Below are 22344 nucleotides of genomic sequence, written 5' to 3'. Positions count from 1 at the left end.
ACATTCTAGGGGTGCTCTCACCTAAAGCGGTCACATTAGAACTTCTTACGCACCACCTCAGAGCCCGTGCCGGGAAGCTAGGGTAGCCTATCGGTAGAAGAAAGACCTCACTTGCGTGCAAAGGAGCCCCATGCCTACCCACCCCCGCCTACCCCAGCCGACCCACCGCGTCGGCGTCACCCACACCATCGACTCCCTCAAACTGGTAGACCACTGGTTCACCGTACCCCTAACCCACGGGCTCATCTACGGCAAGGGTGAAGCGGCAGCCCTGGAATCCCGCTTTGCCGACCAGACCATCACCATCTTCGCCCGCGAAGTCATCGACACCTCTGATGCCCTCACCACCCCCGTCGACGATCGCCCCTACATGGTCTACCTGCAGGGCGGCCCCGGCGGCAAGAGCCCCCGCCCCATCTCTGAAGGCGGCTGGGTCCAGGAACTTGCCAAGACCCACCGCCTGATTCTGCTGGACCAGCGCGGCACCGGCAATTCAACCCCGCTCTCTGCCCGCGTCATCACCGCCCAGGGCAGCCCCGAGATACAGGCTGAGTTCTGCGAGCTCTTCCGCGCCGACTCCATCATTGCCGACGCCGAGGTCGTCCGCGAAATCCTGCTGGCAGACCGCACAGACAAGCGCTGGTCGACCATGGGCCAGAGCTTCGGCGGCTTCTTGACTCTCTCCTACCTCTCCTTTGCGCCCGAGTCCGTCAAGGATTCCCGCATGACTGCCGGGCTTGCCCCCATCCGTGCCCATGTGGACGATGTCTACCGCTCCACCCTCGACCGCATGAAGGAGCGCACCGAGGAATACTACGGCTGGTACCCCGAAGATAAGGACCTGGCCGTCCGCATCTGCGAGCACCTGGCCAAGAACGAGGAATACCTGCCCACCGGCGAGCGCCTGACCCCGCACCGCTTCCAGATGCTGGGCAATATTCTGGGGGGTAACGGCCGGGCTAGGGGCCTGCACTATGTACTGGAGTCGGCTTTTGCTGAGTCTGATAAGTGGCTCTCTGACCAGTTCCTGGCAGAGGTTAGCGCCCAGGTCAGCTTCCAGGCTGGCCCCCTCTACGGCCTGCTGCACGAGACGATTTATGCGGACGGACCCGCGCAGGAGCTGGGGGGAACCTCGCCGTCCGCTTCACCGACGAACTGGTCTGCTGCCCGCATGTACGCGGAGCGCCCGGACTTTGCCGAAGACGCCTCTCCCCTGCTTCTGACCGGTGAGCATATCTTCCCCTGGTATTACGAGGAGGACCCGGCTCTGCGTCCGCTGGCTGAGGTTGCCCAGCTGCTGGCGGAGAAGAAGGACTGGGGCCGCCTCTACGACCACGACCAGCTGGCCCGCAACGAGGTTCCCCTGGTTGCAGCGGCCTACGTGCCCGATGTGTACGTGGATTACGCCCACTCGATGAAGACCGCCGAGTTTGTGGGTAACACCCGTGTGTGGACGTCTAAGACCCACCACCATGACGATCTGGGCGCTGACGGCCCCCTGATTCTGGGCCATCTGAAGAATTTGCTGGCTGATATGCGCTAACTGAGTTTAGCTATAACAAGAAGGCCGAGGGGTGTAGCTGCACCTCTCGGCCTTTTTGTTCAGCGATGGGTTGGGGAGGTCTGCTGGTCTTGTTCCCAGGCCCGGTGGGCGTCGTTGGCGGCGGACGTTCCTCTTGTCATGGCAGCTACCATCATGGCGATGGTGGGAAGGATCAGAAAGGCGAGACCAACCGGAATAACTGCAGAATTGTGAGCCATCAGCCCCAGGATTAGGACGACGGCCGCCCCAACAATCTGAGCCCAGGCGCAGATTCGCAGAACTGGAGCAATCGCCCTGTGGGCCGCGTACCAGGCGGCATCCGACCGCATAGTTGCTGTGGTGCGGATTCCCACCAGTCCGTTACGGCGCAGGGTGCCGGCTGCACCCATGCGGGCTATCGTCAGAAAGAGCCCGCCCAGCAAGAGCAGGCAAAAGACCAGGGGTAGATAATCGGCTGCAGACATGGAAACTCCCTTCTTGGGCAGAAACAGGGGTTAAGGTCAATTCTACTCAAACCTGAAATCTAGTTCTAGAGCCCCAGCTCTTGTGACACCGCCACACGCAAAGACCGCTGGCCCCTTCCCTCTCGGGATGGGGCCAGCGGTCGTGAAGCCGGGGCGGGCGTCCGCACCCCTAGTTCTTGGGGCGGACGCCTACCGCCGGTTAGGCGCTGCGCTCGGCGTGAGCGGTGCGGGCACGACGTACCAGGTCCTGGTACTCGTTCTCAGACTCAATCAGCTCGTCGCGGTACTTCTGCGGAATCTCGCGGGACTTAGCCACCTCAGCATCAAGCTTGCTCTGAATCTCAGCGCGCTCAGCCTCAGAAGCATCGGCGGGCAGATTCAGGTACTTCTCAGACAGGGTCTGAACACGCTGGATAGTGGCCAGGGCGCGGCCCTTCGGGCTGTAAAGAGAAGCCAGAACAGTGACAATCAGAACGCCTACAATAACAGCAAGTGAGAGCTCAATTCCAACTTCAACAACGTGAACCGGGTGGCCGTCATTGACAAAGGGCAGAGTGTTGGAATGCAGAGCGTGCAGCAGCAGCTTCACACCGATGAAGGCCAGGATGATGGACAGGCCCCATGAGAGGTAGATGAGGCGGTCCAGCAGGCCGTCAATCAGGAAGTAGAGCTGACGCAGACCCATCAGGGAGAAGGCGGTTGCGGTGAAGACGATGTAGGCTTCCTGGGTCAGACCGAAGATTGCGGGGATGGAGTCCAGGGCGAAGAGGATGTCGGTACCACCGATAGCCACCATGACCAGCAGCATGGGGGTCATGACCTTCTTGCCGTTTTCTACGGTGAAGAGCTTATCGCCGTCGTAGTAGTCAACGGTGTTGAACATCTTCTTGGCCAGGCGAACGACGAAGTTGTTGGCTTCGTCCTCTTCTTCCTTGTCGGTGACTTCACCCTTGATGAGGTTACCGGCTGTGTAGATCAGGACCAGGCCGAAGAGGTAGAAGACCCCGCTCCAGCGCTCAATAGCGGCAGCGCCCACCAGAATAAAGATGGTGCGGGCGATCATCGCGAAGATAATACCGAAGAGCAGAACCTTTTGCTGGTCCTCACGCGGCACCTTGAAGGAGGCCATGATAATCAGGAAGACAAAGAGGTTATCGACGCTCAAAGCCTTCTCGGTGATGTAGCCGCCGTAGTATTCTGCGGCGAACTGGGTGCCGTCCCAGAAGAGGATGACCAGGCCAAAGAGCAGGGCGATACCCACGTAGACGGCCGACCAAATCGCGGCTTCCTTGATGGTGGGTTCGTGCGCTTTACGCACGTGGAAGAAGAAGTCATAAGCAAGCAGTGCCAGGATGAACGCAATCGTTACACCCCACTGCAACCCAGTGATATGCATTGGGAGCCTTTCTTGTGGTTGGGGTTTGCCAAAATCCACAAGTCTCTCCCACCACCGCTGAGGGGTGGTTTCCTGCCCCGGTTGGGCGCCTTCGATCAACGTGCTGACGATGCAGGAATTAGTGGGATACTCCCTTGCTCGGTCTACAACTATAACCCATCTTCTTACTTTTGAACAGACGCGCGGGCGTCCTTAAGGCCGAGCACGATGGCGCAGACCAGGAGAAGGACGGCCGCGCCCGCCCAGGCTGCGGCAAAGCTGGTCGCCTGCGCGGCGGCACCGATGGCAAGAGAGCCGAGGCCGGTGCCGATGTCGAAGTGGGAGTTCCAAGCGACGGACGCCCGCTGGGTGGCGTCCGCCCCACCGGCGTCCGACAGGGCACGCACCATGGTGACCGACTGTAGGAAGCCGTAGCCGAACCCAATCAGGGTTGCACCAGCCAGGAGGAATATGACTGAAGGCAGGCTCACGCCATTGACCCAGCCGACAAAGGCGACACCCAAGGCCGTGAGGGCCAGCACCGGAGTCATGAGAAGGCGGGTGCCGAACCTGTCGGTGAGAGAGCCGCCATAGAGGCGGGTGGGGGTTGCCAGGGCGCAGAGCAGGAGCAGGGCCCCGGTCGCCAGAGTGGCAGTGGGGGCAATTTCGGTGGAGAAGGTCATGAAGGCACCGCCGACGCTGGTGACGAGTGTGAGGGTCAGCAGCGCGGGCCAGATGCGGGCAATGATGGTTGCGGTGGAAGTTGCAGGGGTGGCGTCACTCCCCTGCTCACCGGCCCTTTGTTCTTCCATGAAGTGGTCAACCAGTCGGCCTAGCTGCAGGGCAAAGGGGGCTGCGATTGCTGCGATTGCACCGGCTGAGATTACCGAGCGGTAATCGAAGGTATCGAGGGCCCAGGGGGCGACGGGTGTGAAGAACATCTGAGCACCTGCAGCTGCCAGCCCGTAGAGCCCGACAGCCCGCCCCCGGTACTCGACGGGGATGAGGTAGGACATGGCCGATGAGCAACAGACGGTGACAATACCGAAGCCGATACCGCGCAGACCCGAGGTAACAAGGACGTTGAGTAGGTCGGGGCTCAGAGCCTGAATGAGGGAGGGCAGCCCCATAAAGAGGGTACCCACCGGCAGCACGAGTGCCCAGGAAAAGCGACGGGTGAGGGCAGGGACGCTGAACTGGGTGGCTACGGTGACAGCCATGAGTACCGCGTTGGTGGCACCCGCACCCAGGGAGCCTGCCCCACCTACCAGTGCCCAAGCCGGCGAGGCAGGAAGCAGGATAGATAGACTGCAAATGGTCAGCCCGAAGGTAAGCAGAATCTGGGGCATACCCGGCATGCGGGCAACGCTGGGACGCGCGGTTTTCTGGCTCATAGAGGCTCCAAGGTGGTTCTGACGCAAACTTCACCAGTTTAGTACCACAGGTTTCTTGAAACAAGAGCAGATATTAAGAAAGCTACCTCTTGCCCGCGGTAAACGCCAGGCAGGAGGCAGCATTGATGCTTTGCATCGGTGAGAGTTACTGAACGAAGTTTAGGCTTGAAACGACGTAGCTGAGAACCGTGGTGACTTCGTCTTTATCGCCATGGGCTACAGTCAGGGTGTAGTAGGTGCCATTTTCATCGGGGGCGGTGCTGAGGTAAGCCCCGTTGATAGCAGTACCGGTACTGGAAGTTTTGGTGTAGGTCATAACAGCGACTTCACCAATGGGGGTGGACTGTAGGGAGAACTTATCGGGTGTAGACCCTTCAGTTTCGATAATCTGACGCAGTTCATCTTCGGTAGCGAGGGCTGCTCCACCGGTTTGTTCGACCACGCTGGCGTTCGCGACCTGGCCGTTAGAGCCGGTAGACCCACCTACTGCATAAATCTGGGCGCTACCAATAATAGCGTCGAGCTCGTCTAGGGTAATTCCCTGCTGGTCTGCGTAGGCCTGCTTCTGCTCAGGGTCGAAGTCGTGAGCTTGAAGGACGATCCATTTTGCGGGCAGGGCGAGGGCAAGCCGTGGCTGAGTTTCAGTATTGGCCACGACGAAGCGAGCGTTACGAGGAACTCGTAGGTTCCCTTCAGTAGAGTTGTTGCTAATGGTGGCCTCTGCTGTGGCAGAAGCAGTCTGCTGGGGAACTGACGCGGTGTCGTCCTGGTTATTGGCCAGCAGGTTGTACCCAAAGAATGCTGCCAGGGTGGCGAGCGCGACAGCTACAACAATGCCGACGCGGGTTGCGGTAGAGGAGTTTTTCATAAGTCCCTAAGGTGATGCGAGTTTGCAAGTGTAGTGCAATTATATGGCTTGTCTGGCAGGTATACCCTAGGGCCTTAGACACACCTTCTTCCCCTAGCCACTGCCCCTCGGCCTAGGCGTGCCCGGCTTCCTGCATAGCGCGTAGCTCCTTCTTCAGGTCGGCAATTTCATCGCGCAGGCGGCCCGCCAGCTCGAACTTGAGCTCTTCGGCGGCCTGCATCATCTGGGCGTGCATCTCTTCGATCAGACCCAGCAGGTCTTCGGCGGGAGCTGCCGCAAGGCCGTCCTGACGTACCCGGGCTTCTGCCTTCTTGAAGAGCTCTTCGGCTTCGGGGCTGGTCGCCGCGTACTTTGTGCCCTTCTTGACCGGAGCCAGCTTGCCCGATGCCCCCTTGCGGGCGGCAAGGAGCTCTGCGGTGTCTTCTGACTCGCGGGCCAGGGCATCGGTGATGTCGGCAATTTTCTTGCGCAGGGGCTGGGGGTCGATGCCATGCTCGCGGTTGTAGGCCTGCTGGATCTCGCGGCGGCGGTTGGTTTCGTCGATAGCGGTGCGCATGGAGTCGGTGATTTTATCGGCGTACATGTGCACCTGACCGCCCACGTTACGGGCGGCTCGACCGATGGTCTGAATCAGGGAGGTGGTGGAACGCAAGAAGCCCTGCTTGTCAGCGTCCAAAATAGCAACCAGGGAAACCTCGGGCAGGTCTAGACCCTCACGCAGCAGGTTGATGCCCACCAGCACGTCGAAGACGCCCTGGCGCAGCTCGCTGAGTAGCTCCACGCGGCGCAGGGTATCAACATCGGAGTGCAGGTACTGCACCTTAACCCCGTGCTCCAGCAGGTAGTCGGTGAGGTCCTCAGCCATACGCTTGGTCAGGGTCGTGACCAGCACACGTTCGTCGCGCTCTACCCGCAAACGGATCTCTTCGAGCAGGTCGTCAATCTGCCCCTCGGTCGGCTTGACCACGATTTCGGGGTCGACCAGGCCGGTGGGGCGAATAATCTGCTCCACGACCCCGTCGGCCTGGGCCAGCTCGTACTTGCCGGGAGTAGCTGAGAGGTAGACGGTCTGGCCGATGCGGTCGAGGAATTCCTCCCACTTGAGGGGGCGGTTATCCATGGCTGAGGGCAGGCGGAAGCCGTGTTCAACCAGGGTGCGCTTGCGGCTCATATCGCCTTCAAACATGGCACCGATCTGGGGAATGGTCACGTGGGATTCGTCGACGATGAGCAGAAAGTCATCGGGGAAGTAGTCCAGCAGGCAGTGCGGGGCTGTGCCGCGAGCGCGCCCGTCGATGTGGCTGGAGTAGTTTTCGATGCCGTTGCAGAAGCCCATCTGCTCCATCATCTCAAGGTCATACTGGGTGCGCATGCGCAGGCGCTGGGCTTCCACCAGTTTGTTCTGGGACTCCAGCTCCTGCAGGCGGTCGCGCAGCTCGTCCTCGATAGACGCAATAGCTCGGGCCATGCGTTCGGCGCCGGCGACGTAGTGAGAGGCCGGGAAGACGTACATTTCGGTTTCTTCGCGGATGACGTCGCCGGTAAGCGGGTGCAGGGTGTAGATAGCTTCGATTTCGTCACCGAAAAACTCGATACGGATCGCGTTTTCTTCGTACATGGGGATGATTTCGACGGTATCGCCGCGGACGCGGAAGGTGCCGCGGTGGAAGTCTAGGTCGTTGCGGGCATACTGCATGGAGACAAACCGGCGCAGCAGCTCGTCCCGGTCGATTTCTTCGCCCTGTCGCAAGGTCACCATCTGGGCAACGTATTCTTCGGGGGTGCCCAGGCCGTAGATGCAGGAGACGGTAGCAACCACCACAACGTCGCGGCGGGTCAGCAGGGAGTTGGTGGCGGAGTGGCGCAGGCGTTCGACTTCTTCGTTGATGGAGGAGTCTTTTTCGATGAAGGTATCGGTCTGCGGCACGTAGGCTTCGGGCTGGTAGTAGTCGTAGTAGGAAACGAAGTACTCAACAGCGTTGTTGGGCAGTAGCTCGCGCAGTTCGTTAGCTAACTGGGCAGCCAGGGTCTTGTTTTGCACCATAACCAGGGTGGGGCGCTGGACGGCCTCAATGAGCCAGGCAGACGTTGCAGACTTACCGGTGCCGGTGGCACCCATGAGCACGATGTCTTTTTCACCGTTCTGGACGCGCTCGGTCAGCTCCGCGATTGCCTTAGGCTGGTCGCCAGCCGGCTGATACTCAGAGACAACTTCAAAAGGTGCAACGACGCGGTTAATTTCTTGGGCAAGGCTCATGCCCTCTACCCTACCGAAAAACCCCCGACAAAACTAGAACATATGTACTAGTTTCATCGGGGGCTAACAAGCGGTCGCTCAGACCTTACTTCTTCGGGTCGATATCGGTAGCGGGCAGGTCACCGGTTACCACAGCGGTGTGGGTGCCCTGCTCTTCAGCCGGCTTGGAGGCTGCCTTCTTCGCGGCGGCGTCCTCAGCAATATCTTCGGCCGTTACCACAGGAATCTGACCGGTATTGGGAACCAGACCCTCGAACTCGGGTTCGGTGCCCAGCTCGTACTCGGGGCGAATAGTGACCTCTTCAATCGACGAGAAGTCTTCCTGAGCACGGCGGTGGTATTCCTCGATGGGGATAACCTGCTTCCACTGGCGGGTGCGCATGGGAGGCAGTTCACCGGCGTCCTCGCGCAGGGCGCGCACCAGCATCCACATCTGCATGAAGCCGATAAGCCAGACAGGGAAGCCGATCACAATAATGACGTTTTGCAGGGCGGTCAGACCGTTATCGCCTGCTGCTACCAGGATGGAAGCCGATACAACGCCGATGGAGGCAGCCCAGAAAATACCCTGCTTCTTGGGGGCCGGGTCCTCATGACCGTTAGCAATCGCGTCCATGACCAGGGCTGCTGAGTCAATGGAGGTGATGAAGAAGATGGTAATCACCACGAGGGTCACCGCAGCGACCAGCTGGTAGAGCGGGAAGTGGCCCAGGAACTCGAAGAGGGCAGCGGGAATGTCGCCTTCTTCCACTACGGTCTGCACCAGGGTTCCGTTTTCATTGCGCTCGATATTGAAAGCGCTCAGGCCAAAGACACCAACCCACATCAGGGTAAAGGTGGTAGGGGCAGCCAGCACGCCGACAACAAACTGACGGATGGTGCGGCCCTGAGAAATCTTGGCAATAAAGAGGCCAACAAAGGGCGCCCAGGTCACGGTCCAAGCCCAGTAGAAGACCGTCCAGGAGCCAATCCAACCGGTATCTGCAAAGGCGTCGTTGAAGAGCATCATCACGGGCAGCTTCTGCAGGAAGTAGCCGGCTGACTCGATGGTGCCCAGGGTGACGAAGCGGGTTGCGCCGGTCATCAGGATGAAGATCATCAGGGAAATAGCCAGCAGAATGTTGATGTAGGACAGGCGCTTAACGCCCTTATCCATACCCATCAGCACCGAGGTAATACCGGCGGCAGTAATCACAGCAACGATAGCGGCCTGAATCCAGCCACCCAGGGGCACACCGTACATGATGCCCATACCCGAGTTGATCTGCAGAGCGCCCAGACCCACCGAAACCGCAATACCGAAAACGGTAGAAACGATGGCAACCGAGTCAATGGTCTTACCGATAGGGCCGTGGATGCGCTCGCCCAGCAGGGGCTGGAAGATGGATGAGACGCGCGGGGGCAGCTTGCGCTTGTAGGTAAAGTATCCGAAAGCCAGGGCGGGAATAGTGAGAATAATCCAGACGCCCAGGCCGATGTGCCAGTTAGCAATAGCGAGTGCTTCGAGAGCCGCGTGATCCGACTGGGGCTCTACCCCGTCGTAGGGCGGGTTGGCGTAGTGGGTGATGGGCTCTGCCGCGCCCCAGAAGAGCAGGACGGCGCCAACACCAGCTGCGAAGAGCATACCGAACCAGGCAAGGCCGGAGTACTCGGGTTCAGCGTCGTCATCACCGATTTTGATGCGGCCAAAGCGGCTCATCGCCATGTAAATCAGGAAGAAAAAGAAGATGGCAATACCCAGAGTGTAGACCCAGCCCAGGTAGGTGATGATGAAGTCAGAGATAACACCAATGCCATCTGACATGGCCGTTGGGAAGATCATCATCAGCAGGGTGAAGACGATGATAAAGAGTGCAGATGAGAAGAAAATGACGGGGTTGGTTCGCAGCCCCAGTCTGTCGTGTAGCTTGTTCAGCACAGGATTATCCCGGTGGAAGTATGTGTGTGACCGTGCGGGCCCCTTGCATCCACCGCCCGCACAGCGGCTGCCCGGTCTCTGGGCAACGTATCAATGATAAGCGGGCTTGGGGTTGTTTTCCAGGAGAGGTAAGTCTACTTGATTTTTATACTTTTCCTTGTTCTCGCCTGTTTCCACTGGTCACAACCGGGTTTTTTAGACCAAAAGTTCAAATACTCCTTGCTAAAAATTTATTCATGTAACGAACCGGCTGTGATTTTGGCAAAGACCTCGCGCACCTGCGCAGCGGTGCGCTCTAAACTTCCCGAGTTATCAATGACCCAGGTGGCAATAGCCCGGCGCTGCTCGTCGCTGGCCTGCGCAGCAATGCGGGCGCGGGCGTCCGCCTCGCTCATACCGCGCATCTCAACCAGGCGGCGTAGCCGCTCCCCGTGCTGCGCCTCCACCACAATCACCGCATCAAAGTCTGCCGCCTGGCCGGTCTCGGCCAGCAGGGGGATGTCCTCAACAATAACGGCGCCCTCCCCCAGCTTCTGCACCGCCGCCTCCCGCTGCCGCGCGGCTTCAGCCCGCACCGCCGGGTGCACGATGGCGTTCAGACGGGCACGGGCAGACTCGTCTGCAAAGACCAACGACGCCAGGGCAGCCCGGTCAAGCTCACCGGTAGGGGTCAAAATGCCCTCACCAAAGGTGCGGACGGTCTCAGCCAGCACCGCCTGGCCCGGCTCCATCAGCTGACGGGAGATAGCATCGGCATCAATCAGCACAGCCCCGCACTCCACCAGTATCTTCGCCACCGTCGACTTACCCGACCCAATACCGCCGGTCAGACCAATTCTCGCAACCACAGGCGTCCTTTCGTCTCTAAGCATCGGGCAGGTGCCCGCTCCCACCAGCCTACGCGCCGCGACCACCGCACACTAGAATAGACACCATGACTGATGAAACCCGCGCCAACCGCTACACCGTGCTCGCCACCCACAACGAGACTCGGCACCTGCTAGAAATCAAGCGCAGTGAGTTCATCGGCTATGTTCAGCGCGTGGAAACTGAAGAAGAGGCCCGCGCTTTTATTGAGTCCAAGCGCAAGACCTACCACGATGCCCGCCACGTCTGCTCTGCTTTTATTATCGGGGCAGACCGGCAGACCCAGCGCTCCAACGACGACGGCGAGCCCGCCGGCACCGCAGGGATTCCCATGCTCCAGGCCCTGCTGGCCCGCCGCACCGAAGGGCGCAAGGGCGAAACCACCGACCTCTCCGATATCTGCGCTGTGGTGGTGCGCTATTTCGGTGGCATCAAGCTGGGGGCCGGTGGGCTGGTGCGCGCCTATACGGACGCGGTGGTCGCCACCCTAGACGCCGCTCCCCTGGTGCCCCGCGAACGCCTGCGACTGGGAACCGTTACCGCCTCCCACGCCGAAGCAGGACGCTTCGAGAACGACCTGCGCGCGCTGGGCTACACGGTGCTGGGTACAGATTACACAGCCAGCGGCGCCCACATCACCCTGGGCGTTTTTGATGACGCAGCAACCCGCGCCCAAACAGAAACGGCCCTGGCCGAGCTGACAGCCGGCGCAGGGCACATTTCGTGGGGTGAAACCCAGTGGGTTGATCTAGCCTAGAAGATTGCTGAAATAGCCAACACGCCTACCGAGCCGATAGCGGCTGAGATGGGCAGGGTGATAATCCAGGCAAGGGCAATGGGTCGCATGAGCTTCCAGTTAGCTGAGCGGTTGACGATACCGACGCCCAGCACTGCACCGATCAGGATGTGGGTGGACGAAACGGGCAGACCCAGAACAGATGCAGCCATAACCACACCGGCAGCGGCCAGCTCAGCGGCAAAGCCCGATGAGGGGTGCATCTTGGTCAGGCCGTGACCAACGGTAGCAATCACGTTACGGCCAACGAACCAAAGACCCACAATCAGGGCGATACCGAAGGTCACCAGCGCGGGCATAGGCACAACGGCCTCGTCACCAATGGCACCGGTCTTGAGCACATCGAGAATTGCCACGAAGGGGCCGATAGCGTTGGCAATATCGTTGGCACCGTGGCTAAAGGCGAAGGCAGCTGCGGTGAAGACCTGCAACCAGGCAAAGATGGTAAAGGTGGCGCGGGAGAGTTCCTGCTTCTGCAGGCTGCGGGCGAAGACTGAAACACTCACCCAGGCGATAGCCGCAACCATCACCATAATCATGACGTTACCCATGGTTGAGATACCCAGCTCCAGGTTATCCAGGCCCTTGAAGAGCAGCATGGCTGCAATCAGAGCCGCACCGAAGGCAGCCAGGATAGGCACATAAACCTCAAGTGCACGGTGGGAGTCAGCACGCTTAGCCTTCTGGTCAAGCTTGTGCACCTGGCGGTAGTACTCGCTCTCAGGGGCCTCAGGGTCAAGCTTCTTGAGCTTGAACTTCTTCTTGCGCAGCATAGCGTTGGAGTAGGCGTCCTGCTGCAGGTCGGTAATGCGCTGGAAGCCGTCGTGCGGGGTGTGGGCTGCGCGCTCTTCTTCCTGGTGCTTCTTGATTTCGAGCATGGCCGCATCGACCTTCTCGTTGTAGCCCAGGATGTACTTCTTGATAAAGCCAAAGAGAACCCAGGCGAAGAGACCACCCAGGAGCGGTGAGAGAACCCAAGAAATGGCAATCTGACCAATCTTGTTCCACTGCACCATGTCCATGCCGCCGGTGCCGGTGGTGAAGCCGATGGTCAGGGCCGCACCCACGATACCGCCGATAATGGAGTGGGTGGTAGAGACGGGCCAGCCCATCTTAGTGGCGACCAACAGCCAGATAGCTGCGCCCAGCAGGGCTGCCATCATGATGTAGACGAACTGCATGGGGTCCAGGTCAATAGCACCCAGGTCGACGATGCCTGAACGCACGGTGTCGGTGACCGACCCGCCAGCAATCACGGCACCCGATACCTCGAAGACAGCCGCGATGAGCAGGGCCTGCTTGATGGTCAGGGTACCCGCGCCCACGGAGGTTCCGAAGGAGTTCGCTACGTCGTTACCGCCGATATTGAAGGCCATGAAGAGACCCAGGAGGACGGCTGCGATAAGGACGAGGGTGCGAGCTGACTGGTCGACGTAGTTGAGGGACCAGAGTGTAAAGAGTGTCAGTGAGACAGCCATGAGGCCGCCGAAGGCGAGGTGCCACCATTTGTCGGTGGTGTCTCGTTGCAACGCGGGGGTTGCGAGATGTGAACCCGAATTCGCGCTGGAATCCACGAGTCCCCCTTTGAGGTTGTGTTCATACGGTCTTAAGGCAAAATTTGAGCCCTGTTAATAGTCTGGGGAAAAGGTTAACGCAAGGTTAACTAACCCTAGCCTGAGCATGAACTATAGGCATGACGCCCGCCTCTACGCCCTCACACGCACGTTGCACCCTACAAACAAGGGCCCCTCCCACCCGAAGGTGGAAGGGGCCCTTGATTGCTGTGACTAATTCAGAGAATTAGTTACCGGTCAGCTTCTTGCGGGGATGGAAGCGAAGATTCCGAGCGCGCGAGGAAATAAATCTTCGCTGGAATCGGAACTCCGCTTCCTTCACCTACTAGTTGCCGGTCAGCTTCTTGCGGAGTTCCGCAAGTGCCTCATCGGAAGCCAGGGTGCCGGTTTCGGCAGGCTTCTCGGATGAGTATGAGGTGGGTGCAGCTTCGGCGGGAGCGGACGCGGGGGCAGCAGCTGCTGCTTCTGCATCGGCTTCGAGGGCCTTAGCAACCTGTACCTTGTGAGCTTCCCAGCGAGCCTGGGCGTCAGCGTACTGCTGCTCCCATGCTGCACGCTGGGTTTCGAAGCCTTCGAGCCATTCGTTGGTCTCGGGGTCGAAGCCCTCGGGGTACTTGTAGTTGCCTTCTTCGTCGTATTCTGCAGCCATGCCGTAGAGAGCGGGGTCGAACTCGGTGGACTCGGGGTCTACACCTTCGTTGGCCTGCTTCAGTGACAGGGAGATGCGGCGACGGTCGAGGTCGATGTCGATGACCTTGACGAACAGTTCGTCACCAACGGAGACAACCTGCTCTGCCAAGTCCACGTGGCGAACGGCGAGTTCGGAGATGTGGACGAGGCCTTCGATGCCGTCTTCAACGCGAACAAATGCGCCGAAGGGAACGAGCTTGGTGACCTTACCGGGTACAACCTGACCCAGTGCGTGGGTGCGAGCGAATGCCTGCCAGGGATCTTCCTGGGTAGCCTTCAGTGACAGTGAGACGCGCTCACGGTCGAGGTCAACGTCGAGAACCTCAACGGTGACTTCGTCGCCAACTTCGACAACCTCTGAGGGGTGGTCGATGTGCTTCCAGGAGAGCTCGGATACGTGGACGAGACCATCAACGCCACCGAGGTCAACGAAGGCACCGAAGTTAACGATGGAGGAGACAACGCCGGTACGAACCTGGCCCTTTTCGAGCTGGTTGAGGAAGGTTGAGCGAACCTCTGACTGGGTCTGCTCAAGCCATGCACGGCGTGACAGAACAACGTTGTTGCGGTTCTTGTCGAGCTCGATAATCTTGGCTTCGATTTCCTGGCCGATGTAGGGTGCCAGGTCGCGAACGCGGCGCATTTCGACGAGTGAAGCGGGGAGGAAGCCACGCAGGCCGATGTCGAGGATAAGACCACCCTTGACGACCTCGATGACGGTACCGGTAACGACGCCGTCTTCTTCCTTGACCTTCTCGATGTCGCCCCAGGCGCGCTCGTACTGTGCGCGCTTCTTGGAGAGAATCAGGCGGCCTTCCTTGTCTTCCTTGGTGAGGACAAGAGCTTCAACGGTGTCACCAACAGAAACAACTTCGTCGGGATCTACGTCGTGCTTGATGGAAAGTTCACGTGAGGGGATGACGCCTTCGGTCTTGTAACCGATGTCAAGCAGAACCTCGTCGTGGTCAACCTTGACAACTTCGCCTGAAACGAGATCGCCGTCGTTGAAGTACTTGATGGTTGCGTCGACTGCTGCGAGGAATTCTTCTTCGTTGCCGATGTCGTTGATTGCAACCTGGGGAACGTTGGTGCTCATAGAGAGTAGGGCTCCAATATGGATAGTTTTCTAGGTCAATACAGGCAGGCCCTTACGTGCTCCCGCGGTGGAACCTGTGGGCTGTTACGCGGGGTAAGGTCCGCATGGTTCTCTGTATTGAGCGTTGATACGGACAATATGGTGTGCGGGTGCCGTGCGGACGCCGAGGCGGACACTGTACACGCACAGATTCAAGTCTAGGGTGCGCAGGTGTGCCGGTCAATGGTTTAGTGGGCGTTTTCACCGCGTGTTCACGGGAAAGTGGGGTGATGTTGGTCTTACCCCGCACCCGGGTGTGTTGACCGGCGTCCGCACGCCTATCGGTCCGGCTGCTAGTGCCCCGCTTCGTGCCAGGAGCGGCCCCAGCCGACCTGCACATCCAGGGGCACGCGCAGGGAGGCTGCCCCGCTCATTTCTTCCACCAGGATGGTCTCAGCAATCTTTTCTTCGCCTGCGGCGACCTCAAGAATGAGTTCATCGTGAACCTGAAGGAGCATGCGGGTGGCCAGGTTTTCGCGGCGCAGGCGTTCGTCGATGTTGATCATGGCGATTTTAATGATGTCGGCGGCCGTGCCCTGGATGGGCGAGTTAAGGGCTGCGCGTTCAGCAGCTTCGCGGCGCTGACGGTTGGATGAAGCCAAGTCTGGCAGGGCGCGGCGACGGCCAAACATGGTTTCGGTGTAACCGGTCTTGTGGGCTTCACGCACAATGGAGCGCAGGAACCTACCGACCTTGCCGAAGCGCTGGAAGTAGTTGGCGCGCAGGCTGGTAGCTTCGTCCACGCTGATGCCCAACTGCTTAGAGAGCCCAAAGGGTGAGAGGCCGTAGGCAAGGCCGTAGCTCATGGCCTTGACCTTGGAACGCATCTCGGGAGTTACGTCTTCGGGGGCTACACCAAAGACTTCTGAGCCAACGAAGCGGTGCAGGTCCTCCCCCGCCTGATAGGCAGCAATGAGGTCCTCATCGTCCGACAGGTGCACCATGATGCGCATTTCAATCTGGGAGTAGTCGGCGGTGAGCAGGGTGGTGTAGTCGGTGCCGTCGACCGGCTCAGGGGCCACGACGAAGGCATCGCGAATCTTTCGCCCCTCTTCGGTGCGGATCGGGATGTTCTGCAGGTTGGGGTCGGTGGACGAGAGTCGCCCTGTGGCAGCCACATTCTGCTGGTAGGTGGTGTGAATGCGACCGTCCGCTGCGGTTGCCTTACCCAGCCCTTCAACGGTCTGCTTGAGCTTGGTGTAGTCGCGGTAGGTTTGCAGTTCGCCGAGGAAGGAGGCTCCCTGACTCTCGGGATCTACCTGGCCTAGGATTCCTTCCAAGGAATCGGCATCGGTAGAGTAGCCACTCTTGAGTTTGCGGGTGGTGGGCAGGCCTAGTTCGTCAAAGAGGACGCCCTGCAGCTGCTTGGGCGAGGACAGGTTGACCTCGTGCCCCAGAATTTCGTAGGCCGCTTCGGTAGCGCGAGTGACATGCTCACCGTAGTAGCTCTTGAGGTCTGTGATAGCGCTGGCGTCGATAGCAACACCGGCAATTTCCATGCGGGCCAGGGCGGACGCGGCCGGCAGTTCAATCTCTTCGTAGAGACCGAGCTGATTTTTAGCCACCAGATCGAGATGCAGGGCGTAGGCCAGTTCTTGGACGTAGCGGGCAAGGAGCGCCTGGTGGGCGGTATCGACTGCCGGTTCCAGGGAGAAGAGTTCGCCCTGGTCCTCTTGTTCAGGTGCGGCGGGGTAGGTCTGGCCCAGGTAATCGCGGGTCAAGTCTTCAAGCATTTCGCGGTGGCCGCGGCGACGGGCGGTGGGAATGAAGCCACAGACGTAGGAGGAGAGCACCGGGTCTTCGATAACGCCTGCCAGGGGCAGGTTATGGGCTGCAAGAGACTTGAAGTTCTGCTTGACATCGAAGGTAATTTTGGGGGCGGACGCGTCCCCCAGCCAGGTACGCAGGGCCGCGCGGACGCCGTCCGCCTGCTTCTCAAAATCAAGGTAGGCTGCGCGGGCACCGGCAACCAGCATGAGGCCGTGCAGGGCCTGGCCGTGGGCCAGCCCCTTTTCACCGGCCTGCTCATCAGCCACGGGCCAGAGGGTGATGGCCTGCGCCAGGCGTTCAGGTACTTCGACCGACCGTTCAACCGCCGCGAGCGCTTCGGGGGCAGCCGCCAGGAAGGCGGTGAGGGCGTCCGCGCTGGTGATAGTTTCTACCGTTTCAATATCAATCTCAACCGCAGGTGTAGCTTGCCCCATACCCTCAAAGAGCTCAGCGACGCGCTTGCGGATGGAATTGAACTCTAGGTAGTCAAAGAGCTCTTCTAGCTCCTCGACGTTGGGGCCGTAGCCTTCAGCATCATCGAGGGTTACAGGCAGGTCAAGGTCGTCCACCAGGCGATTGAGGCGGCGGTTGCGCAGCACATCATCGATATGCTCGCGCAGGGCCTCGCCCTTCTTACCCTTGATCTTCTCGGCGTTGTCCAGCACGCCCTTGAGATCGCCGTATTCGTTAATCCACTTGGCGGCAAAGCCGGGGCCCACACCGGGCACGCCCGGTAGGTTGTCCGCCTGCTCGCCGGTCAGGGCAGCAAGATCGGGGTAAAGATGAGGTGCAACCTTATACTTTTCCTCAACGGCAGCCGGGGTCATGTAGCGGATGCCCTTGGTAGGGCCGGTCGTGACCGGGTACAGCACAGTAACGGTATCGGTCACCAGCTGGAAGGCATCGCGGTCACCCGACACAATCTGTACCTCAAAGCCAGCCTCCCGCCCCTGACGGGTGTAGGTAGCGACGATATCGTCAGCCTCATAGCGCGGCAGGGTCACCGAAGGAATATTCAGGGCCGCCAGGGCCTTCTGAATCAGCTCGATCTGACCAAAGAACTCCTGCGGGGTTTCATTACGCCCACCCTTATACTCACCGTATTCCTCGGTGCGGAAGGTTCCGCCAGAGAGGTCAAAGGCCACAATAATGTGGCTGGGCTGCTCATTTTTAATCAGAGAAATCAGGGTTGAGAGGAAGCCGTGAACCGCATTGGTGTGCTGGCCCTCAGCATTCACGAAGACATCCACCGGGGTGCCGTAGAAAGAACGGAAAGCCAGGGAATGCCCGTCAATGAGCATGAGCTTACCGGGTGCAGGTGCAGAAGTTTCAGGTCTAGTCATCACGCCTACCATCCTACCGCCTGCCCCTGCCCTACGATTGAAGGCAGACAATCTCCCCCTATTTTCTAAGGAGCACCCATGACCGAGACCCGGGAGCAGGACGCCCGCTACCAGCAGATCCTTGAACGGCTAGACGCGGGGGCCCTGGCGCAGAAGCTGGGCATCACGATTCTCGAAGCCTCCCCCGAACTGACCGTCGCCACCATGCCGGTGGAGGGCAACACCCAGCCGGTGGGCCTGCTTCACGGGGGCGCCTCTGCCGCCCTGGCAGAAACCCTGGGGTCTATCTCTGCCTTTCTTTCGGTGGCCAAGCAAAAGAAGGCTGCTGTGGGCGTTGATTTGAACATCACCCACCTGCGCTCGGTTCGTTCCGGCACCGTCACCGCGACCTGCCGGGCGGTCAAGCTGGGCCGCACCGTCTGCGTCCACGCCATCGATATCACTGACGAGGCGGGCAAGCTCATTGCTACCGCCCGCATTACCAACAACATCATCGACCTGCCCTAGCAATCTACCCCTAAGCCCCGGCGTCCGCCCCTTAACTCCGGGCACCCCTGGCGGCGCCCTGGTAAACTGGCAGTCCGTGCAAACGCACACAAGACCACACAACACCAAGGAACCCCATGAAGAAGATTCCTCTGCTCGTGTGGATTATCGTCGCAATCCTCGGCGGTATCCTCATCGGTGCTTTCACCCCCGGCCTCATCTCCGGAATCAACGACGCCCTGGGAACAGCCATTCCCACCGACTTCGTCGTCCAGCTCTTTGTCTCCTTCTCCACCGTCTTTAGCGCCTTCCTGAGCTTCGCGATTCCGCTGATTATCATCGGCTTCATCGTGCCCGGTATCGGCTCACTGGCCAAGGGCGCAGGCAAACTGCTCGGCACCACCGTAGGTCTCTCCTACGCTTCATCTATCGCAGCGGGCTTCCTTGCCGTCACTGTGGCCCACTTCCTCTACCCCATCATCCTTAAGGGCCAGCAGCTCACCGCCTTCGAAAACCCCGAAGAAGCCCTCTCAGCCGGCTACCTGGAATTCACCCTTGACCCCATCATGTCGGTCATGAGCGCCCTGATTCTGGCCTTCATCATGGGCCTGGGCATCACCGCCCTGAACAGCAAGAACATGCTGAACCTCTTCCAGGACTTCCAGACCATCATCGAAAAGCTCCTGGGCTACGTCATCATCCCCCTGCTGCCCGTCCACATCGTCGGCGTCTTCGCCAACATGACCATGGCAGGCCAGGTCGGCCAGATTCTTGCGGTCTTCGGCAAGGTCTTCATCATGGTCATCATCCTGCACTGGGTCATGCTGGCTATCCAGTACACCGTCGCCGGCGCCGTCTCCAAGCGCAACCCCATCACTATGCTGCGCGGTATGCTGCCCGCCTACTTCACCGCAATCGGCACCCAGTCATCAGCCGCCACCATCCCCGTGACCGTGGCGTCCGCTAAGAACGTGGGTATCAAGGGCAAGATCGTGGACTTCGCAATCCCCCTCTGCGCCACCATCCACCTCTCAGGCTCCATGATTACCATTACCTCCTGCGCGGTTGCCGTGGTGTACATGACCAGCGGCTCCCTCAGCTTCACCGCCATGATCCCCGTGGTTCTGGTTCTGGGCCTCATGATGGTTGCAGCCCCCGGCGTGCCCGGCGGCGCCGTGATGACCGCTATCGGCCTGCTCCAGTCCATGCTGGGCTTCGATGAGTCCATGATTGCCCTGATGATTGCCCTTTACCTGGCCCAGGACTCCTTTGGCACCGCCACCAACGTCACCGGCGACGCCGCTATCGCCTCACTCACCGAGCGCGTGGCTAAGGCCTTCGGCGCGGACGAGGACGACCTGCCCGAGACCGACGAACGCGACGGCAGCCTGGCAGCAGCCCACTAACCTCCAGTTCACGAAAGGCCCACCATGACCGCACGCCGCAAACTCATCGGCAATATCTTCCTGGTACTGACCCTCATCTTCACGGTGACGGCCCTGAGCCAGGGCGGCCTCTGGTGGGCCGCTGTGACCATCAGCGCCGCCATTACCCTCTGGGGAATCGGAACTAGGAGCGACCACAAGGACGCCCTCTAGCACCACGAAGCAGGGGCGGACGCCTACCCCACCGGCAGGCGTCCGCCCCCCCTTCTTTTGATACAGCAAAGCCCGCTCCAGCTTCACGGCCGGGGCGGGCCTTGCTATAGGCTGCGGGGTACTCCCCTACTGCACCTGCTTGACGATGGTTTCTGCCACCTCGCGCATGGACAGGCGACGGTCCATGGAGGTCTTCTGAATCCAGCGGAAGGCCTCGGGCTCGCTCAGGCCCATCTTGGTCATCAGCAGGGACTTAGCGCGGTCAACCAGCTTGCGGGTCTCGAACTGTTCCTTGATGCTGGTGACTTCGTCCTGAAGGGCACGAATCTGCTCGTAGCGGCTAATTGCCACCTCGATGGCGGGAATCAGGTCGTTGGGGGTGAAGGGCTTGACCACGTAGGCCATGGCGCCAGCTTCGGTGGCGCGGTCTACCAGCTCTTTCTGGCTGAAGGCAGTGAGCAGGACAACCGGCGCCAGCTGCTTCTCGCTGATTTGGCCGGCTGCTTCGATGCCGTCCATGATGGGCATGTTGACGTCCATGAGCACCAGGTCGGGGCGGTGCTCCTCAGCCAGTTCTACAGCCTTTTTGCCGTTGTCGGTTTCGGCGATGACGTTGAAGCCCTGGTCTTTGAGGATTTCGACGATGTCGAGGCGAATCAGCGCCTCGTCTTCAGCGACGACGACGGTGCGTGCGGGCTGCTGATCGTGGTTCTCGGGCTCCTGGGTGGTCTGCTCTGACATACCCTGCTCCTTAGGTCGTTTCAGCGTTTAGTTGAGGTTCGCTATCTATTTTCGCACGCGCACAACCTTGTGGGCGTGCATGCAACGGGTGACGGTGCGTACCCTCTTCGGTTCCTATCTTAGTCGGGGGCGGGCCCTTTCTTCCAGGGTGAGGGCCGATTGGCTTTTAGCGGGCAAAAACGTGTATTGTAGAAGAGCTTTCGCACTTGCCCAAGTGGCGGAATTGGCAGACGCGCCGCACTCAAAATGCGGTTCTTCGGAGTGTGGGTTCGAGTCCCACCTTGGGCACACAACAAGCCCCCGACCTGGTGAAACATTCCAGGTCGGGGGTTTTGCTTTTTCCAAACAGGCTGTTTTGACTGCCTTTAAACGAGGAACGGCACAAAATCAGGTATCTCATAAGGGGTTATCAGAGGCGATAAATGAGTTAGAATCTGGATATAACTACGTCTATTCGTGTCCCTGCCTCAGTACCATTCCAGGAGAAAGGAGAAGGCAATGGCCAAGTACGACGACAACACCCTCGTTTACCAAGCAGCTAGAGATGAAGCGGCAAAGGCTCTCGAAGCGTTCGGCGACGCCCTCACCTTCCCTGTAGACCTCACAATGGTCTCTGAGCTGATGTATGCCGAGCGGCGCCTGGATGACCAGCTTGGGGACATCTCCGGCATGATCGTTAAAGAGCCCGGCCAGCCAGCACAGATTCTTATCAATAAGAAGGACAAAGCTGAGCGTCAGCGTTTTACCTGGGCACATGAACTAGGGCACCTGGCCGAGCGCACCACCTTAGCTGAGGACTTCGATTACTCGTTCATTGACCTGCGCAAGCCTGGCAACTACGACATCCATGAGTTCTATGCCGATGAATTTGCAGGTTCCTTGCTCATGCCTGCCTCAAAGATTGACGAGCTCCAGAAGGAGGGCAAGAGCCTAGTGGAGATGGCTCGCTTCTTTGGTGTTTCCCTGCCGGCTATGAGCATGCGTTTGCATCGCTTGACCGTCAACCCTGAGTAAGGAGTACTAGCTGTGGCAGCTGCAGGCGGTGGAAGATGGACCAAGTATCGCGACGATCTCTCCAAGGAGTCTGTGGGTACCTCGAAAGTCGCCAAAGACCTTCCCCAAGATTCCGAGGCGCAGCGTAAGCTCCAGATCATCAACGATGGCCTTGAGCAGAATCTTCAGTATCAGAAGATCATATTTTGGGTTATCGTCTCGGTAGTCATTGCTTCCCTGGTAGCTATCGTGGTTCTCAATTCCGCTGCCGCCATAGGGGGAACCCATCTTGCGCCAGCAGTGCTCATCTCTTTCAATGCGTCAATCGCGGTGCAGGCTTTCTTGTTGCTGAACGTCGTTGCTCGCTCCCTCTTCCCCTCGCCCGGCAAACAGGCCGAGGATAAGGCAGAAGATAAGTAACGCAGACAGCAGTAAAGCCCCAGGCCCCGTAATGAACTGCTCCCCATAAGTTGGACTACTAAAAAACAGTCACCAACTAATGGGGAGCATCTCCTATGCGAGCACGAAGCTC

At 59.5% G+C, this 22344-nt stretch carries 18 protein-coding genes and 1 tRNA gene; 8 read left to right on the top strand and 11 right to left on the bottom strand.

Translation table 11 applies throughout. The annotated features are described in order from the left end of the window. Positions 1-130: 130 nt before the first annotated feature. Positions 131-1543, top strand: coding sequence for an alpha/beta fold hydrolase (locus tag ACFP6B_RS11165; protein WP_377129999.1), 1413 nt, complete (start codon positions 131-133; stop codon positions 1541-1543). 59 nt (positions 1544-1602) lie between these two features. On the opposite strand, the gene ACFP6B_RS11160 is transcribed toward ACFP6B_RS11165, so the two are convergent. The 7 genes from ACFP6B_RS11160 to coaE form a co-directional block, all read right to left on the bottom strand. Next, entirely contained in the window at positions 1603-2007 is a 405-nt protein-coding gene (locus tag ACFP6B_RS11160) for an SdpI family protein (protein ID WP_377129997.1), read from the bottom strand. 199 nt (positions 2008-2206) lie between these two features. Beyond that, entirely contained in the window at positions 2207-3403 is a 1197-nt protein-coding gene (locus ACFP6B_RS11155) for a TerC family protein (protein WP_377129995.1), read from the bottom strand. A 164-nt stretch (positions 3404-3567) separates the two neighbouring features. Continuing rightward, positions 3568-4776: an MFS transporter gene (locus ACFP6B_RS11150; RefSeq protein WP_377129993.1), complete on the bottom strand. Its 1209-nt coding sequence runs from the start codon at positions 4774-4776 to the stop codon at positions 3568-3570. A gap of 145 nt (positions 4777-4921) precedes the next feature. Then, entirely contained in the window at positions 4922-5644 is a 723-nt protein-coding gene (locus tag ACFP6B_RS11145; protein ID WP_377129991.1) for a hypothetical protein, read from the bottom strand. A gap of 112 nt (positions 5645-5756) precedes the next feature. Then, positions 5757-7901 carry an excinuclease ABC subunit UvrB gene (gene uvrB, locus ACFP6B_RS11140; RefSeq protein ID WP_377129989.1) on the bottom strand — a complete coding sequence of 715 codons (2145 nt, stop codon included), beginning with the start codon at positions 7899-7901 and terminating at the stop codon, positions 5757-5759. A gap of 85 nt (positions 7902-7986) precedes the next feature. Further along, positions 7987-9819, bottom strand: coding sequence for a BCCT family transporter (locus ACFP6B_RS11135; protein WP_237185583.1), 1833 nt, complete (start codon positions 9817-9819; stop codon positions 7987-7989). A 230-nt stretch (positions 9820-10049) separates the two neighbouring features. Beyond that, positions 10050-10691 carry a dephospho-CoA kinase gene (gene coaE / locus ACFP6B_RS11130; protein WP_237204877.1) on the bottom strand — a complete coding sequence of 214 codons (642 nt, stop codon included), beginning with the start codon at positions 10689-10691 and terminating at the stop codon, positions 10050-10052. A gap of 62 nt (positions 10692-10753) precedes the next feature. Between coaE and ACFP6B_RS11125 the strand changes: the two genes are divergently transcribed. After that, positions 10754-11443 (top strand): IMPACT family protein, encoded by a 690-nt coding sequence (locus ACFP6B_RS11125; RefSeq protein WP_237204876.1) that lies wholly within the window; start codon positions 10754-10756, stop codon positions 11441-11443. Here the strand turns inward: ACFP6B_RS11125 and ACFP6B_RS11120 are convergent. The 3 genes from ACFP6B_RS11120 to polA all read right to left on the bottom strand — a co-directional run bounded on the left by ACFP6B_RS11120 (position 11440) and on the right by polA (position 17994). Continuing rightward, positions 11440-13056: an inorganic phosphate transporter gene (locus tag ACFP6B_RS11120; RefSeq protein ID WP_409348910.1), complete on the bottom strand. Its 1617-nt coding sequence runs from the start codon at positions 13054-13056 to the stop codon at positions 11440-11442. The genes ACFP6B_RS11125 and ACFP6B_RS11120 overlap by 4 nt on opposite strands. Before the next feature lie 325 nt (positions 13057-13381). After that, positions 13382-14842: a 30S ribosomal protein S1 gene (gene rpsA / locus ACFP6B_RS11115; protein ID WP_377129985.1), complete on the bottom strand. Its 1461-nt coding sequence runs from the start codon at positions 14840-14842 to the stop codon at positions 13382-13384. A 332-nt stretch (positions 14843-15174) separates the two neighbouring features. Then, entirely contained in the window at positions 15175-17994 is a 2820-nt protein-coding gene (gene polA, locus ACFP6B_RS11110) for a DNA polymerase I (protein ID WP_377129983.1), read from the bottom strand. Between the two features lie 78 nt (positions 17995-18072). Between polA and ACFP6B_RS11105 the strand changes: the two genes are divergently transcribed. The 3 genes from ACFP6B_RS11105 (at position 18073) to ACFP6B_RS11095 (ending at position 20078) form a co-directional block, all read left to right on the top strand. After that, complete coding sequence (locus ACFP6B_RS11105; protein WP_377129981.1) at positions 18073-18501, top strand: PaaI family thioesterase; 429 nt, start codon at positions 18073-18075, stop codon at positions 18499-18501. Between the two features lie 116 nt (positions 18502-18617). Beyond that, positions 18618-19886, top strand: coding sequence for a dicarboxylate/amino acid:cation symporter (locus tag ACFP6B_RS11100; protein ID WP_377129979.1), 1269 nt, complete (start codon positions 18618-18620; stop codon positions 19884-19886). A 24-nt stretch (positions 19887-19910) separates the two neighbouring features. Continuing rightward, positions 19911-20078 (top strand): hypothetical protein, encoded by a 168-nt coding sequence (locus tag ACFP6B_RS11095; protein WP_237212015.1) that lies wholly within the window; start codon positions 19911-19913, stop codon positions 20076-20078. 126 nt (positions 20079-20204) lie between these two features. Here the strand turns inward: ACFP6B_RS11095 and ACFP6B_RS11090 are convergent, their stop codons facing one another. Next, complete coding sequence (locus tag ACFP6B_RS11090) at positions 20205-20819, bottom strand: ANTAR domain-containing response regulator (RefSeq protein WP_185173006.1); 615 nt, start codon at positions 20817-20819, stop codon at positions 20205-20207. A 208-nt stretch (positions 20820-21027) separates the two neighbouring features. Between ACFP6B_RS11090 and ACFP6B_RS11085 the strand changes: the two genes are divergently transcribed. The 3 genes from ACFP6B_RS11085 to ACFP6B_RS11075 all read left to right on the top strand — a co-directional run bounded on the left by ACFP6B_RS11085 (position 21028) and on the right by ACFP6B_RS11075 (position 22232). Then, positions 21028-21107, top strand: a tRNA-Leu gene (locus ACFP6B_RS11085). A 210-nt stretch (positions 21108-21317) separates the two neighbouring features. After that, positions 21318-21833, top strand: coding sequence for an ImmA/IrrE family metallo-endopeptidase (locus ACFP6B_RS11080; RefSeq protein ID WP_377129976.1), 516 nt, complete (start codon positions 21318-21320; stop codon positions 21831-21833). Positions 21834-21845: 12 nt separating this feature from the next. Further along, a complete protein-coding gene (locus tag ACFP6B_RS11075) occupies positions 21846-22232 on the top strand; it encodes a hypothetical protein (protein ID WP_377129974.1) in 387 nt (128 codons plus the stop codon). The last annotated feature ends 112 nt before the right edge of the window (positions 22233-22344 follow it).

It is taken from the genome of Rothia nasimurium (assembly GCF_042660305.1).
In the GTDB taxonomy this organism is placed as follows: Bacteria; Actinomycetota; Actinomycetes; order Actinomycetales; family Micrococcaceae; genus Rothia; species Rothia nasimurium.
The sequence above is the reverse complement of the archived record's forward strand: the minus strand, read 5'-3'. Positions and strand labels throughout refer to the sequence as shown.